Origin of the sequence: Mesorhizobium sp. M0923 (assembly GCF_040319365.1) — a bacterium.
Lineage (GTDB): Bacteria > Pseudomonadota > Alphaproteobacteria > Rhizobiales > Rhizobiaceae > Mesorhizobium.
In genome coordinates, this window is sequence record NZ_JAMYNW010000026.1 from 36637 (window position 1) to 51640 (window position 15004).

Genomic DNA, 15004 nt, shown 5'->3' on the forward strand with positions numbered 1-15004 from the left:
GATGCATGTCGTTATCGCAAAACCGCTGCACACTTTTGCGCGACATGCACTAGTCGCGCTTGAGCAGCTTGGCCTGCTTGAAAAAATCCGCCCAGGGGTCGGCTTGCCCGAGCCGCTTCAGCGTCGTCTTGTCGCCGATCGGAAAGGCGTTGGGCGGCAATCCGGCCTCGATCTCCGCCCAGGTCACCGGCATCGATACCGTGGCGCCCTTTTTGGCGCGCGACGAATAGGGGGCGACGGTGGTGGCGCCGCGGCCGTTGCGCAGATAATCGACGAAAATCCTGCCCGTGCGTGCCTTCTTCGACAGCGTCGCCGTGTAGCGGTCGGGTGCGGCCTGTTCGAGCGCTCGGGCGAACTCATGGGCGAAGCCCTTGACCTCGTCCCAATCCGCCGACGGCTTCAGCGGCACGACGACGTGGTAGCCCTTGCCGCCCGAGGTCTTGACGAAATTCGGCAGGGACAGTTCGTCGAGCCGGCCGCGGATGTCGAGTGCCGCCGCGCGCACCGCCTTCACGTCGACGCCCTCGTCGGGATCGAGATCGAAGATGATCTGGTCGGGCTTTTCCAGCTCGTCGGTGGTCGAGCCCCAAATATGGATCTCGACGACGCCCAGTTGCACCAGTGCCACGAGACCGTCGAAATCGCGGATGAACAATATCTCCTCGCCGTCGGTCGGATCCTTCATCACGGCGATCTTGTCGTGCATGCCGGCCGAGGCATGCTTCTGGAAGAAGCGTTGGCCGCCGACGCCGTCCGGCGCCCGCACGAGGCTGAGCGGCCGATTGATGACGAACTGCTTCATGCGCGGCCAGACCAGCGCGTAGTGATCGACCAGATCCTGCTTCGATACGTTCTCCTCGGGCCACAGAAGCTTGTCAGGGCGGGACAGCGTAACCGAGGTTTTCGCCGCGCCTGCGGTTTTGGTGGGCTTTGGCTTCGGCTCTGCCGTGGCTGAGCGTGCTTTCGGTTTCTCCTGCACGACTTCCTCCGCCGGCTTGTCCTCGCGCAATCCCTGGAAGGACGCGTGGCGTATTATACGGTCCGACGTCCAACTGCGAAACTCCACTTCGCCGACAAGTTCGGGCTTGACCCAGACCAGCCCCTTGCCCCTTGGCACCGCGCTGTCGAAGGGCGAGGTTGTCGTCTTCAGCGCATCAAGCCTTTTCTTCAACTCGTTGGTGCTTTTGGCCGTGAAGCCGGTGCCGACGCGGCCGGCATAGCGCAGCTTGCCGCCCTCGTGATAGCCGACCAGCAGCGAGCGCAGGCCACGCCCGGTCTTGTCCGACGGCATGTAGCCGCCGATGACGAATTCCTGGCGCGCCGTGCATTTCGACTTCACCCACGAGGGAACACGCCCGCTGCGATAGGGCGCATCGGCACGCTTGGAGACGACGCCTTCGAGGCCCAGGCGGCAAGCATGCTCCAGCATGATCTTGCCGGGCTCGGCAAAGTGGTCGCTGAAGCGCACGGCCTGCTCTTCGGTCTGTCCGGCGAGCAGGCTGCGCAGCCTTTCCTTGCGCTCGACCAGCGGCTCGGAACGGATGTCTTGACCATTGAGCTGCAACAGGTCGAAGACATAGTAGATGAAACGGTCCGTACGGCCCGCCGACAGATCTTGCTGAAGCAGCGAAAAGGACGACACGCCATTATCCGCCAGCACGACGATTTCGCCGTCGATGACGGCATCGGTACATTTCAGGCCGCCAAGTGCCGCGATAATTGAGCCACCAAATTTGTGGGTCCAGTCGAGGCCGGTGCGTGTCAAAAGCCGCACCTCGGTACCGGCAAGCTGCGCCTGCATGCGATAGCCGTCGAACTTCACCTCATGCAGCCAGTCCTTACCGGGCGGGGCGTCCCGCTCCAGCGTGGCGAGCGCCGGCTCGACGAATTCGAGCCGCCTTGCCGCGACAGCCTTCGCTTTGCCGGCGGCCGGCCTGTCGGACTGCCAGACGCTTGGCTTCTTGCCGTCGGCGGTCTTGCCTTCGCCGACCTCCTCGATGGTCAGGCCGGATTTCACCGATTGCGGCGCCTCCTGCAAAATGTCCTCACCGGGACGCGCGGCGGCATCGTCGGACTTGATCAGCAGCCAGTTGTCGCGTTTTTCGCCGGGCCGCGGCTTCAGCCGCACCAGATGCCAGGCGCCATGCAATTTGTGGCCATGCAGTTCGAAATTGATATGGCCTTTCTTCATCCCTTTGGCAGGGTCGCCTTCGGGGACCCACGTGCCTTCGTCCCAGACAATGACCGAGCCGCCGCCATATTGGCCCTTGGGGATGGTGCCTTCGAACGGCGCATAGTCGATCGGGTGGTCCTCGACATGCACGGCGAGCCGCTTCTCATGCGGGTCGAGGCTCGGGCCTCGCGTCACCGCCCAGCTCCACAGCACGCCGCCATGCTCAAGGCGAAGGTCGTAGTGAAGCCTGGTGGCGGCATGCTTGTGGATGACGAAAATGCCACCCGGCACGGCTTTCTTGCCGCGCGCGAGCTTACCGGCCGGTTCGGCGGTCTTCTTGAAATCGCGCTTGGCGTGATATTGCTCGAGGCCGGCCATGGTCTGATCCTAAGCCGATTTGCGCCGGGCGGCTTTGGACTTGGCGCCTTTTGCCGGGCGTCTGGCCTTTGCCGGCGGGCTGGCCTCCGACGAAAGGCTCTTCTTCAGTGCATCGAAGAGATTGACGACGTTGGAGGGTCGCGGTTCTGCCTTGGTCTTCGGTGCCTTCTTGCCGGCCTTCTTGGCGCGGACCAACTCGATCAGCGCGTTTTCGTATTTGTCCTCGAATTCGGAAGGATCGAACTTCGCCTGTTTCTCATCGACAATGTGTTCGGCCAGCCTGATCATCTCGGCGTCGGTCTTCACCGGCTTGATGTCGCCGAACACCATCTCGGGCCTGCGCACCGTATCGCCATAGCGCAGCGTCGTCAGCAGCAGGCCCTTGCCCAGCGGCTCGATGACCACCGGACGCTCGCGGCGGTAGAGCACGATGCGGGCAAGGCCCGCCGTCTTCTTGGCGGCCATGGCGTCGCGGATGACGGCAAAAGCCTCTTCCGAGACATCGTCCGCAGGCGTCACATAATAGGGCGTGTCGAGATAGATCTGCTGGATCGAAGATTTTTCGATGAACCCGTCGAGGCTCATCGTATGCGAGGATTCGATCTGGACGGCTTCGATCTCCTCCTCCTCGATTTGGACGAAGTCGCCGTCGCCGATCTCGTAGCCCTTGATCTCGTCGCCTTCATCGAGCGGCTTGCCGCTTGCCGAATCGACATAGACGCGCCTGACAGTGTTGCCAGTCTTGCGGTTGAGCACGCGGAACGAAACTTTTTCGGCCTGGGTGACGACATTGGTCACTTCGACCGCGCAGGTGACCAGCGAAAGCTTGAGATACCCTCTCCAGGCGGGGCGCGGCGCCATGACAAACTCCCTGCGCGACAACGTTCAACCGAGAACGGGCAAAGTCCGTTCCGGTTCCGGCGGCGCAAAAGGCAAGTCCGGGCTTTCGGCCCAGCCTTGCATGAACTCCATTCTCGATCGCGGCCCTACTCGGCGGCTTGCAGGTTGATCTTGCTTTCCGCCATCTCGGTAAGCTTGCGGTCGGTTGCCTGTTCCTCCTTGAGGTTGTTGGCCAACACATTGGCGCAGTCGCTGCGGCCCAGTTGCTTGGCCCAGGCAATCAAGGTGCCGTAACGGGTCATCTCATAATGCTCGACCGCCTGGGCGGACGCGATCAGTGCAGCGTCGAGGACCTCCTTGTCGGCGATGTCGCCGCTGACCTCATCGGCCTCTTCGAGAATGCCATCGATGGCCGGGCAGTCGACCTCCTTGGCCTTCACGCCGTGCAGCTCGAACACCTGCTCGACACGCTGAATATGACCCTTGGTCTGGGCGAGATGCTTCTCAAAGCCGGCTTTCAACTGCGGATCACTCGCCTTGTCGATCATCTTCGGCAGCGATTTCTCGATCTGTTTCTCAGCGTAATAAATGTCGCGCAGCGTGTGCACGAAGAGATCGTCGAGTGTTTTGATATCCTTCGAAAAGAAGCCCATGGCCTTTGCCTTTCCATTGCTCTTGCTGTTTCGGATTTTCGGCCGCGGCTCAACCCGAGCACGGCGGCCTGCGGAACCGGTTCGTCCCGGCACTGGGAAATCAACGTGCGGCTGACGGGCCGGTTCCTGGTTTTTCAACCACGTGCACGGAAATTTCGCGGTGGCAGCAAAAGTGAAACAAACGCGCGCCTCGGCGACATTCAGGCGAAACATCTGTGATGCAAAAGTCACACTGGGCGAAATGCCGACGGACAGCACGGAAACACCGCGAATCAGCCGCATTGCAGCCATGAACAAAGGCATTTTCGACCAGAGATTAACATCGCGTTCACCGACTATTCACGCCTGGACGCTATGATCCCCGCAATTCGGAAGGGACATCCGAAACGGGACAGGGACCGAGTAAAATGAGCTTCTGGAATCAAATCGCCGGCTATGCCGCCGCCATTCGCGAATTCGTCGCGCCGACCTATCGGCCCGAGCGCTATTACATGCGCGGCCCAGGCCCCGCCTGCGCGCGCCGTGGCAACACGCTTGGGATCAGCGTGCACTGATGATGACCAGGGAAAGCCGTCACGACAGCCGTATCTGCCGGCCTGACGCCGACAACCGGTCAACGACCTATCGCGCCGAGCGCCCTGCGCTGACCGACAGACGGCGGGCGACAACGCCAAGCCTCTAACATTCCGGGCTTTGATCCAGCCGCCGGCAGGCTTAGTGTCGCCTGACACCAGCTGCCGGGCGCCACGTGATCGTCAAGCCGAACCATTCTCCTGAGCCGCCAGAATTCGAATCAAGTCGCCCGTTGATCGTATTCGACGGCGTCTGCGTGTTGTGCTCGGGTTTTGTGCGGACGGTGGTAAAGCTCGACCGCAAGGGCCACTTCCATTTCGTAACGGCGCAATCGCCGCTCGGCGAGATGCTGTTCAAGAAATACGGGCTGCAGACGGATCGCTACGAGACCAATCTCGTCATCGTCGATGGCGCGGCTTTCACACGCCTGGACAGTTTCGTTGCCGTCATGGCCGAACTCGGCTGGCCATGGCGAGCGGCGCGGATCCTGCTGTTGTTGCCGCGCCCGCTTCGCGACTGGCTCTACGATCGCATCGCAAAGAACCGCTACGCCCTGTTCGGCAAGAAGGACAATTGTGAAATCCCTTCCGCCGAGGTGAGGGCAAGATTGATCGGCTAGGCTCATCGCCGTGGCCGGGAGCGGCGCGGGGCATTTTGGGGGAACTGCGGATGAAGGTTCTTGTCGTCGGCGGTTATGGCACCTTTGGCGGTCGCACCGTAGCTTTTGGAGGGCGAGCCCCATCTGATCCTGTTCGTCGCCGGGCGCTCGCTCGCCAAGGCTGACGCGTATTGCAAGAAGCGCGCCCCGACGGCAGCGCAACTAGTGCCGGCACTGTTCGACCGTGACGGCGATCTCGCCGTGCAACTCGCTGCATTTGAGCCTGATATTGTGGTCAACGCGAGCGGTCCGTTCCAGGCCTATGGCGAGGGATGCTATGGCCTGATCGAGGCATGCATCGCCCGGCGCGTCAACTATCTCGATCTTGCCGACGGCTCGGATTTCGTCGCCGGTGTCTCTGCGTTCGACGAGGCGGCGCGAAACGCCGGCGTCTTCGTGCTATCCGGAGTCTCGAGCTTTCCGGTGCTGACGGCGGCGGTTGTGCGCCGCCTGTCTTCGGACCTGACGCGGGTCGACGGAATTCGCGGCGGCATCGCGCCGTCGCCCTTCGCCGGTGTCGGCGGAAACGTCATTCGCGCTATCGCCGGTTACACCGGTCAGCCGGTGCGCCTTGTTCGTAATGGCCGTCCCGAACAAGGCTGTCCGTTTACCGAGCAGCTGCGCTATACTATCGCGCCGCCGGGCCAGCTGCCGCTTCGAAACACGCTGTTCTCGCTGGTCGACGTTCCGGACCTGCGTGCTCTGGCCGAGCTTTGGCCGGAGGCGAGGACCATCTGGATGGGAGCCGGGCCGGTACCCGAGGTGCTGCACCGCGCCCTGATCGGCCTCGCCTGGCTGGTGCGCGCCGGGTTGATCGGTTCGCTTTCGCCGCTGGCGCCGCTGATGCATCAGGCGACGAACCGGCTGCGCTGGGGCGAGCATCGCGGCGGCATGTTCGTCGAGGTGGAGGGATCGGACCGCGCGGGCGCCACCGGCAAGCGCTCGTGGCATCTCTTGGCCGAGGGCAACGATGGGCCGCTGATCCCGTCGATGGCGGTTGAAGCGCTGGTCCGCAAAGTGCTGGCCGGACATCAGCCCGCGCCGGGCGCACGGGCGGCGGTGCGCGATTTAGAGCTCCGGGACTATGAGGCCCTGTTCGCCGGGCGGACGATCTACACCGGCTTCAGGAACGGGGCCGCGGACGAGGACAAGCCGCTCTATACCGAGCTGCTCGGTGCCGCCTGGCAAGGCCTTCCCGAGGCAATTCGGTCAATGCATGACCGTACGATCACGGCCGCAGGCCGCGCTAGCGTAGAACGCGGGCACAATGTTCTTGGCCGGCTAATGGCCTGGATGGTCGGCTTCCCCGGAGCAAGCGAGGACATCCCGGTTCATGTCCGCTTCGACACCGACAAGGGCGGCGAGACCTGGACGCGGACATTCGGCAAGCACAGTTTTTCGAGCCTACAGTTCGCAGGCCGGGGTCGATCGCAGCGCCTGCTGTGCGAACGCTTCGGCCCGCTGACCTTCGCGATGGCACTGGTTGCCGAGGACGGCCGGCTGGCACTGGTCTTGCGCCGCTGGAGCTTTTTTGGCTTGCCGCTGCCGATCTGGCTCGGTCCACGCTCGACTTCCTACGAAACGGTGGAGGATGGCCGCTTCCGCTTCCATGTCGATATCTCGCATCCGCTTGCCGGCATGATCGCCCGCTACCGTGGCTGGCTAGAGCCTTCCGACCCGCACGGCTCCAGCGAGATCGTGTCGCCTGCCACCTTGCCAAATTCGCGGCAGTCCTGAGCCGTGCACAGCGTCCAGCCTTGACCCGTGGCGCCCGAGGCGGCGAGCACCAGGCGCCGCTGTGGCCCGACCCGGAGCGCATAGACCCACCAGCCGTCGCGCAGCGCCGAGCCTTGCGGCGGCTCCATGCCGGCGCCCGAGCCCTTGATTCGTGCCTCGACGAGTTGCAGGCCGGACGGCAGCACCTTCCAGTCTTCCTGCCACTGGGTCTTCTCCACAGAATGCGTCCAGGAGAGCGTGAAGGCGGCGACCGCGAGCGTCATCGTCTTGCCGGCCGCGACGATGCAGAGGCTCATGCCGAATTGGCCAGTGACGCCTGCCGCGCGCGCCAGCAGTGCCACCCGATCCAGGCAAGAGACAGCGCCCAGCCCGCCTCGTCGGTGAGCGGCAGCGCCGCAACCAGCAGCACGCCAGCGGCGAAGGCGACGAGGCGTTCCCACCAGGCCATGCGCCGGGCGAGAAAGCCGACGGCGGCGGCGCCCCACAGGACGATGCCCATGCAGGCTTTGATGACGATGTAGGCGACCTCGACGGGATAGCCGAACTGGGCGGCGATCGGGCCGGGGTCCTGCAGCATCAGCGCCGGGGTATAGACCGCCATGAACGGCACCACGAAGCCAGCAATGGCAAGCTTGGTGGCCTGGATGCCGATCTTGAGGCCGCTTTCCTTGGCCATGGGTGCGGCGGCGAAGGCGGCCAGCGCCACGGGCGGGGTGAGATCAGCCATGATGCCGAAATAGAAGACGAACATATGGCTGACCACCAGCGGCACGCCGAGCGACAGAAGCGCCGGCCCGGCTAGCGACGAGGTGATGATGTAATTGGGAATGGTCGGGATGCCCATGCCGAGCACCAGGCAGGTGAGCATGGTCAAAAGCAGCGACAGGAACAGATTGTTCTCGCCGATCGAGATGATCCAGCCGATGAAGGTCGAGGCGATGCCGGTGAGCGTCAGCGTGCCGATGACGATGCCGACGATGGCGCAGGCAATGCCGACCGGCAGCGCGTTCTTTGCTCCCTCGGCAAGGGAATCGACGCATATGCGCAGTGTCTCGCGCCCGCCCTTGAAGGTGAGGCAGGCGACGACCAGCACGGCGATGACCAGGCTGAGGATGTTGACGCCGAACTTCATGAAGGAAGCGGCGGCAAGCCCGAGCGCCAGCCAGAAGACGACGCGGAAGGCGAGCGGCCCGATCGATGCCGCCAGCGGCGTGCCGAGGATAAGCACAATGGTCAACGCCAGGCCCATGGTGCCGGCGAAGACCGGTGTGTAGCCGGCAAACAGCAGATAGATCAGTGCTGCGAGCGGCAGTACCAGCGGCCAGTGTTGTCTCACCGCATCCCACGGATTGGGCAGGTCGGCCTTGGCCATGCCGTGCAGGCCGGCCTTGCCGGCCTCCAAATGCACCTGCCAGAAACAGGCGCCAAAATAGAGCAGCGCCGGAATGATCGCCGCCTTGACCACCGCGGCATAGGGAATGTTCAGCGTCTCGGCCATGATGAAGGCAACCGCACCCATCACCGGAGGCATGATCTGGCCGCCCATCGACGAGGTCGCCTCGACGGCTCCGGCGAAGGCCGAGCGGAAGCCGAAGCGCTTCATCAGCGGGATGGTGAACTGGCCGCTGGCCACCACGTTGGCGACGCCGGAGCCGGAAATGGTGCCCATCAGCGCCGAGGACAGCACGCAGACCTGCGCCGGGCCGCCGCGCCATGAGCCGACCAGGCCAAGTGCAAAATCGTTGAACAGCGCGATCATGCCGGCGCGTTCGAGAAAGGCGGCGAAGACGACGAAGATGAAGATGTAGGCGGCCGAGACATAGATCGGCGTGCCGTAGATGCCTTCGGTGCCATAGGCGAAGGTGTCGACGAGCTGGGCGAAATCATAGCCGCGATGGATGAAAGGCGGTGGCAGATGATTGCCGGCAAATGCGTAGGCGAGAAAGATGAACGCAATAACGGCAAGCGGCAGTCCCATCAACCGCCGCGCCGCCTCGAAGACCAGCACGACCAGCACCGCGCCGACGATCAGGTCAGGCGTGGTGAGGAAGCCAGAGCGGCGGATGAGGTCGGCATAGAATACCCAGTTGTACAGACCGGTGGCGAAGCCGAGCACGCCGAGAGTCCAGAAGACTGCTTTCGCCGGGACGCTTTTGGCACGCAGATTGGCGATCAGGGCAAAGCCGAGCAGCAGCAGGAAGCCGACATGCATGGCGCGCACGACCTGGCTCGGCAGGCTGCCGTAGGCGGCGATGTAGATCTGGAAGATGGAGAAGGCGACGGCGATAAAAAAAGCCGCCTTGCCGGCGATGCCTTCGCCGAAGCCCGGTGGCAGGCCTTCGACAGCGATTTCGGCTGTGGTGGAAAGAACGGTCGGGGTTTCGGTCATTGGCGGGGTTCCTGGGGGGCGTCCCTCTCCCTTGAGGGGAGGGTGGACAGCCGCCGAAGGCGGATGGACGGGTGGGGTAACCTCAACTGCCTCGACCTTTGCCTGAACGATGGAGCGCGTCGCCGAGGACCCCTCCCGGCCCTGCGGGCCACCCTCCCCTCAAGGGGGAGGGATGGCGCCTTACTTCACCAATCCCTTTTCCTTGTAATACCTCTCGGCGCCTGGATGCAGCGGCACCGGCATGCCGTCGAGCGCCTTGGCCGGGTCGATCGCCTTGGCGGCGGCATGGGCAGCGGTGAGCTGGTCGAGATGCTCGAACAGCAGCTTGGTCATCTGGTAGGCGGTCTCGTCGGAGACATCGGCGCTGGTGATCAGGAAATTACCGACGGCGGCGGTCGCGACATCATCGGTCTGGCCCTCATAGGTGCCTTTCGGGATGACCACGGAAAGATAGGGCGAGCCGATCTTGGCGACGTCCTCCGCCGGCACGGCAACGATGTTGACCGGGACCGAGGTGGCGAGGTCGCGGATCGAGGCAACGCCCAGGCCAGCCGATTGCAGCGTAGCGTCGAGCTGGCGGTTCTTGATCAGCTCCACCGATTCGGCGAAGGGCAGATATTCGATCCGCCCGAGGTCTTCGTATTTCAGCCCGGCAGCGGCGAAGATCGTGCGGGCGTTGAGCTCGGTGCCCGAGGCCGGCGCGCCGACCGACAGGCTCTTGCCCTTGAGGTCGGCGAGCGTCTTGATGCCGGACTCCTTGCTGGCGACGATCTGGATGTAGTTGGGATAGATGGCGGCAATGCCGCGCAGCTTGTCGAGCTTGCCTGGGAAGCCGGCTTCGGTATTGCCCTCGGCGGCCAGCTTGACGGAATCGCCGAGCGCAAAGGCGATCTCGCCCTTGCCCTGTTGCAGCAGGTTGAGGTTTTCGACCGACGCTTTCGTCGCCTGCACCTGGGTACGCGCGCCTTCGATGCCCTTGCCATAGATCTCCGACAGCGCTACGCCGAGCGGATAGTAGACGCCCGACGTGCCGCCGGTCAGCACGTTGATGAATTCCTGTGCCTTGACCGATACCGCGCCAAGGCCAAGCGACAGCGCCAGCGCGCCGGCTGCAACAAATTTCGTCCTGAAATTGAGCATGCGATTTCCTCCCTGAAAATGCGCCGCCGTGCCCTCCTCTGCGGCACGAAGCGAAGCGAGTTTAGACAGCGGGCGGGAAATGCCAACCCGCAATAGCAGCGATTAGACGAACGGCTAGGCGATGCCGTAACACATCGGCGCTTGCGCGAGATCGCATCGCGGCCGAAAGATTTTTCCAGCGCCTGTCGAAATCGGGCAGGGCCGCGCGACATACGTCCGGCTCGCAACGATGCGGCCTTCGAGAAACGGGAGAAGACCATGCGATATATGCTTTTGATCTACGGAAACGAAGCGGGGATGGCGGCCGCGCCGGCAGATGCGGTGACACAGATGTCGAGCGCCTATGTCGCCTACACCGAAGCGCTGAAGAAATCGGGCGCCTGGCTCGCCGGCGACCGGCTGAAGCCGACGCAATCCGCTACCTCGGTGCGGATGGCCAATGGCAAGACCAACGTGCTCGACGGCCCCTATGCCGACACCAAGGAGCAGCTTGCCGGTTTCTATATGATCGAAGCGGAGGACGTCGACGCGGCTATTGCCTGGGCGGCGCGCTGCCCGGGCGCCAGCACCGGCACGGTAGAGGTGCGGCCGATCTGGGAACTCACCATGTGATGCCTGAACTGCCCGACACCGCACGGGCGGCGGCGGAAGCGGCCGCCCGGCAAAGCTACGGCAAGCTGGTCGCCTATCTCGCCGCACGCACGCGCGACGTGGCCGCTGCCGAGGACGCCTTGGCCGATGCCTTTGCAGCGGCGCTCGAGCGTTGGCCACAGGCGGGCGTGCCCAACAAGCCGGAAGCCTGGCTGCTGGCGGTGGCGCGCCGGCGCCGCGTCGACGCGCTCAGACGGCGGCTGACAAGCGAGGCGGGCCGCGACCACCTCAGGCTGATCGCGGAGGAGATGGAGGCACGCATGGCCGACGAAGACCTGCCGGACGAGCGGCTCAGGCTGATGTTTGCTTGCGCTCATCCGGCGATCGAGGCCGGTATCCGCGCGCCGATGATCCTGCAGACGGTTCTGGGCTTCGACGCAGCGACCATCGCCTCGGCCTTTCTTGTCTCGCCGGCCACGATGAGCCAGCGCCTGGTGCGCGCCAAGGCCCGCATCCGCGAGACCGGCATTCCGTTCCGCGTGCCGGAGCGGGCCGAACTCGGCGAGCGGCTGGGCACCGTTCTGGAAGCGATCTACGCGGCGTTTGCCGAAGGCTGGTCCGACCCCGCCGGCACCGAAGCGCAGCGGCGCAATCTCGCGACCGAAGGCATCTGGCTCGGCCGGCTGGTCGCCTCGCTGATGCCGGATGAGCCGGAAGCACTCGGCCTGCTGGCGCTGATGCTGTTCGCCGAAGCGCGGCGCGCAGCGCGGCGCAATGCGGCAGGCGACTATGTGCCGCTAGCGGAGCAGGATCTTGCACTGTGGGACGATACAATGATCGACGAAGCGGAGATGCTGCTCGGGCGCGCCGCTGCCAAGGGCGTGGTCGGCCGCTACCAGCTCGAGGCCGCCGTGCAGTCAGCCCATGCGACAAGGCGGCTGACCGGCGGCACCGACTGGGTCGCGATCAAGGAGCTCTACGACGCGCTGTCGGTGATTGCCGGCTCGCCGGTGGTGTCGATCAACCGTGCGGTGGCGATTGCCGAGGCCGAAGGTGCTTCGGCAGGATTGGGCGCCCTTGATCAACTCAGCGGCGACAAGCGGCTGTATGACTATCAACCTTACTGGGCCGCCCGAGCGGGCCTGCTGGCAAGACTCGGCAGAGTTCCGCAAGCGAGCGAGGCCTATGACCGGGCTATCGGCCTCGAACGCGATCCGGCCGTGCGCCGGTTCCTGCAGGAACGACGGGCAGGTCTCGACCGCGCGGAAAGACACTGAGACAAGGCGGAGTGCTTAGGCCGGCCACATGTCGTGGGAAGCATTCAGCCTCTTTATCACCCGATGTTCCCGCAAATTGGCCCACAGGCGTTCGATGTTCGGCCAAGCGGTTGGAATCTTCGCGACCTCGGGATGCCAAGCCACCAACATGACGAGATAGATGTCGGCCAGCGAGAGCCGGTCGCCGACCAGCCAGTCGCGGCCTTCGAGGGCGGCATCGAGAATGGCGAAGCCGCGATCCATTTCCGAGACCGCCGCCTGTTTGACGGCTTCCACGCCGCCGGGATCTGTCGTGTAGCGATGAGCGTAGAAGAACCGCAGGTCAGCCGAATAGATGACGGAGGACATGAAAAACATCCAGCGCAGGAAGTCGGCACGGTCAGGTGTGTTCGCTGCCGGCGCTAGAGCTGCTTCCGGATAGCGTTCGGCGAGCAGGATGCAGATTGCCGCCGACTCGGTCATCGAATGCCCGTCCGGCAAGACCAGGACCGGGACCTGGTTCAAGGGATTGATGTCGAGGAAGGCTTGGTTGGGTCGGCCTTTTGGAACATCGATCTGGTCGAAAGGCACTCCCGCTAAAGCAAGCGCCGCCTCGACGACAAAGCCGCCGGTATTGGCACGCGTATAGAGCTTGTACATGAAGTCCTCCACCTGCCGGTGCAGCGACGATTTGATATGGAAGTGACTCGCCGCTCAAGCGAACGACGCCCGCCACAGGTGGTTTTTCAGCAGTCCACGCCGAAGCGTCGAAACAGAACTTTTTATGCCGGAGGGGCAGCGCGAAGGATCGCTACGAACCGGCCAAAACTCCTGTCCAGACTCTAAGCACCCAATCCCTCGAATAGGATCGTGGAGAGATAGCGCTCGGCGAAGGAGGGGATGACGACGACGAGGTTCTTGCCCTTGTTCTCCGGCCGCGAGCCGACGACGATCGCCGCCTGCAGGGCGGCACCCGACGAGATGCCGACCGGTACACCTTCGAGACGGGCGACGAGCCGTGCATTGGCGACCGAATCCTCGTTCGAGACCTTGACGATCTCGTCGTAGATCGTCGTGTCGAGGATTTTTGGTGCGAAGCCGGCGCCAATGCCCTGGATCTTGTGCGGGCCGGGTTGGCCGCCGGACAGTACCGGCGAGGCCTCCGGCTCGACGGCGACGACATGCACCGAGGGCTTGCGCTTCTTCAGCACCTGGCCGACGCCGGTGATGGTGCCGCCGGTTCCAATGCCGGCAACGAAGATATCGACTTCGCCATGGGTGTCGTTCCAGATTTCCTCGGCTGTGGTGCGGCGATGGATTTCCGGATTGGCCGGGTTCTCGAATTGTTGCGGAATGACGGCATCGGGCAGCGTCGCGGCCAGCTCGTCGGCCTTGGCGATGGCGCCCTTCATGCCTTTCGGCCCTTCGGTCAGCACCAGCTCGGCGCCGAGCAGCGCCAGCATTTTGCGGCGCTCGACCGACATGGTTTCCGGCATCGTCAGGATCAGCTTGTAGCCTTTGGCGGCGGCGGCAAAGGCGAGCGCGATGCCGGTATTGCCCGAGGTCGGCTCGATAAGCGTGGTCTTGCCGGGCGTAATCCTCCCAGAAGCCTCCAGTGCCTCGATCATCGACACGCCGATGCGGTCCTTGACCGAGGCGATCGGGTTGAAGAATTCGAGCTTGGCCAGCAGATTGGCGACGACACCCTTCTCCCTGGCGAATTTGTCGAGCCGCACCAACGGCGTGTCGCCGATCGTCTCGGTGATCGAATTGTAGATGCGGCCGCGGCCGGGCACGTGTGTGGGGGTGGCGGGCTTGTTCATTGATTTTCCTCCCAGAGGTCAAGCGGCAAGAGTCGGGCGGGCATAAGATAGAGCCATCCGCCGCGCAAGATAGGCTGTCGATCGAAAATATCCGAGTGAAGTTCGTGCCGAATGCCCTCGCCTTGGAAAGGCGTGACAATTCCTGGCCGGCTTGGCGAAAGAGGTCTATTGGCGGGCGGCGATAGCTGCCGCCGCCCCGATCATGAAACCGGCGGCGGTGCGGTTGAGTGCCCTCAGCGCCCGCGGCGACTTCAGGAACCAGCGCGCTTTGGCCGCGAGCGCCAGATAAGGCACCAGCACCACAAGCAGGACGACGATCGTGAGCGCAACTAGGATGCCGTAATCGGCCAGCGTGATCGTCTTCAGATCGACGATGGTCGGGGTGATGGCTAGATAGAAGATCATCGTCTTCGGATTGCCGAGCGTGACGGCGAGACCGGCTACAAAGCTGGATGCCAAGCCGCCCTTGCCTTTCTTCGCCTCCACCGTCTCGGGCGTGATGCCGTTCGTCCAGAAACGCCAGCCAAGAAAAGCGAGGTAGGCGACGCCCAGCCATTTGATGATCAGAAAGATCATGCCAAAGGTCTGTGCGACGAAAGCGAGGCCGAGCACCACGGCCGTGAGATACGTCAGGTCGCCGAGCATCAGCCCGAAGGACATGGCCAGCGACGAGCGGAAGCCGGAACCCAGCGCACGCGCAACGAGTGCGGTGACGCCGGGGCCGGGGATGGCTGCGGCGATGCCGAGGGCAGCACTATAGGCGAGGAACCCGGTGAGCGTCATGATTCGCTCT

Annotated in this window: 14 protein-coding genes; 5 read left to right on the forward strand and 9 right to left on the reverse strand. The window is 63.8% G+C overall.

Going from position 1 to position 15004, the window contains the following annotated elements; all coding sequences use genetic code 11:
• Nucleotides 1–49: 49 nt before the first annotated feature.
• The 3 genes from ligD to NKH89_RS30380 form a co-directional block, all read right to left on the reverse strand.
• Nucleotides 50–2551 carry a DNA ligase D gene (gene ligD / locus NKH89_RS30370; protein ID WP_352592324.1) on the reverse strand — a complete coding sequence of 834 codons (2502 nt, stop codon included), beginning with the start codon at nt 2549–2551 and terminating at the stop codon, nt 50–52.
• 9 nt (nt 2552–2560) lie between these two features.
• Nucleotides 2561–3412, reverse strand: a complete 852-nt coding sequence (gene ku / locus NKH89_RS30375; RefSeq protein WP_352910951.1) for a non-homologous end joining protein Ku — start codon at nt 3410–3412, stop codon at nt 2561–2563.
• A gap of 125 nt (nt 3413–3537) precedes the next feature.
• Nucleotides 3538–4044: a YciE/YciF ferroxidase family protein gene (locus NKH89_RS30380; protein ID WP_023718852.1), complete on the reverse strand. Its 507-nt coding sequence runs from the start codon at nt 4042–4044 to the stop codon at nt 3538–3540.
• A gap of 407 nt (nt 4045–4451) precedes the next feature.
• Between NKH89_RS30380 and NKH89_RS30385 the strand changes: the two genes are divergently transcribed.
• The 3 genes from NKH89_RS30385 (at nt 4452) to NKH89_RS30395 (ending at nt 7012) form a co-directional block, all read left to right on the forward strand.
• Nucleotides 4452–4598, forward strand: a complete 147-nt coding sequence (locus NKH89_RS30385; RefSeq protein WP_023718851.1) for a hypothetical protein — start codon at nt 4452–4454, stop codon at nt 4596–4598.
• A gap of 251 nt (nt 4599–4849) precedes the next feature.
• Complete coding sequence (locus tag NKH89_RS30390) at nt 4850–5236, forward strand: thiol-disulfide oxidoreductase DCC family protein (protein WP_352481375.1); 387 nt, start codon at nt 4850–4852, stop codon at nt 5234–5236.
• A 105-nt stretch (nt 5237–5341) separates the two neighbouring features.
• Nucleotides 5342–7012 carry a saccharopine dehydrogenase family protein gene (locus NKH89_RS30395; RefSeq protein ID WP_352910954.1) on the forward strand — a complete coding sequence of 557 codons (1671 nt, stop codon included), beginning with the start codon at nt 5342–5344 and terminating at the stop codon, nt 7010–7012.
• Here NKH89_RS30395 and NKH89_RS30400 read toward each other — a convergent pair.
• The 3 genes from NKH89_RS30400 to NKH89_RS30410 form a co-directional block, all read right to left on the reverse strand.
• A complete protein-coding gene (locus NKH89_RS30400; protein WP_023718849.1) occupies nt 6925–7308 on the reverse strand; it encodes a DUF1850 domain-containing protein in 384 nt (127 codons plus the stop codon). The genes NKH89_RS30395 and NKH89_RS30400 overlap by 88 nt on opposite strands.
• Complete coding sequence (locus NKH89_RS30405) at nt 7305–9401, reverse strand: TRAP transporter permease (protein WP_352495444.1); 2097 nt, start codon at nt 9399–9401, stop codon at nt 7305–7307. The genes NKH89_RS30400 and NKH89_RS30405 overlap by 4 nt, the downstream gene beginning before the upstream one ends.
• Nucleotides 9402–9581: 180 nt before the next feature.
• Nucleotides 9582–10541 carry a TAXI family TRAP transporter solute-binding subunit gene (locus NKH89_RS30410; protein ID WP_352481372.1) on the reverse strand — a complete coding sequence of 320 codons (960 nt, stop codon included), beginning with the start codon at nt 10539–10541 and terminating at the stop codon, nt 9582–9584.
• 258 nt (nt 10542–10799) lie between these two features.
• Between NKH89_RS30410 and NKH89_RS30415 the strand changes: the two genes are divergently transcribed.
• A complete protein-coding gene (locus NKH89_RS30415) occupies nt 10800–11153 on the forward strand; it encodes a YciI family protein (protein WP_023718846.1) in 354 nt (117 codons plus the stop codon).
• Nucleotides 11153–12409 carry an RNA polymerase sigma factor gene (locus tag NKH89_RS30420; RefSeq protein WP_352495443.1) on the forward strand — a complete coding sequence of 419 codons (1257 nt, stop codon included), beginning with the start codon at nt 11153–11155 and terminating at the stop codon, nt 12407–12409. The genes NKH89_RS30415 and NKH89_RS30420 overlap by 1 nt, the downstream gene beginning before the upstream one ends.
• Nucleotides 12410–12424: 15 nt before the next feature.
• On the opposite strand, the gene NKH89_RS30425 is transcribed toward NKH89_RS30420, so the two are convergent.
• From NKH89_RS30425 to NKH89_RS30435, 3 genes are all read right to left on the reverse strand, one after another.
• The gene (locus NKH89_RS30425) at nt 12425–13048 is read right to left on the reverse strand and encodes a glutathione S-transferase family protein (protein WP_023718845.1); all 624 of its coding nucleotides are present in this window, start codon (nt 13046–13048) and stop codon (nt 12425–12427) included.
• Between the two features lie 182 nt (nt 13049–13230).
• Nucleotides 13231–14211 carry a cysteine synthase A gene (gene cysK, locus NKH89_RS30430; protein WP_023718844.1) on the reverse strand — a complete coding sequence of 327 codons (981 nt, stop codon included), beginning with the start codon at nt 14209–14211 and terminating at the stop codon, nt 13231–13233.
• Between the two features lie 165 nt (nt 14212–14376).
• The gene (locus tag NKH89_RS30435) at nt 14377–14994 is read right to left on the reverse strand and encodes a LysE family translocator (RefSeq protein WP_023718843.1); all 618 of its coding nucleotides are present in this window, start codon (nt 14992–14994) and stop codon (nt 14377–14379) included.
• Nucleotides 14995–15004 lie beyond the last annotated feature (10 nt).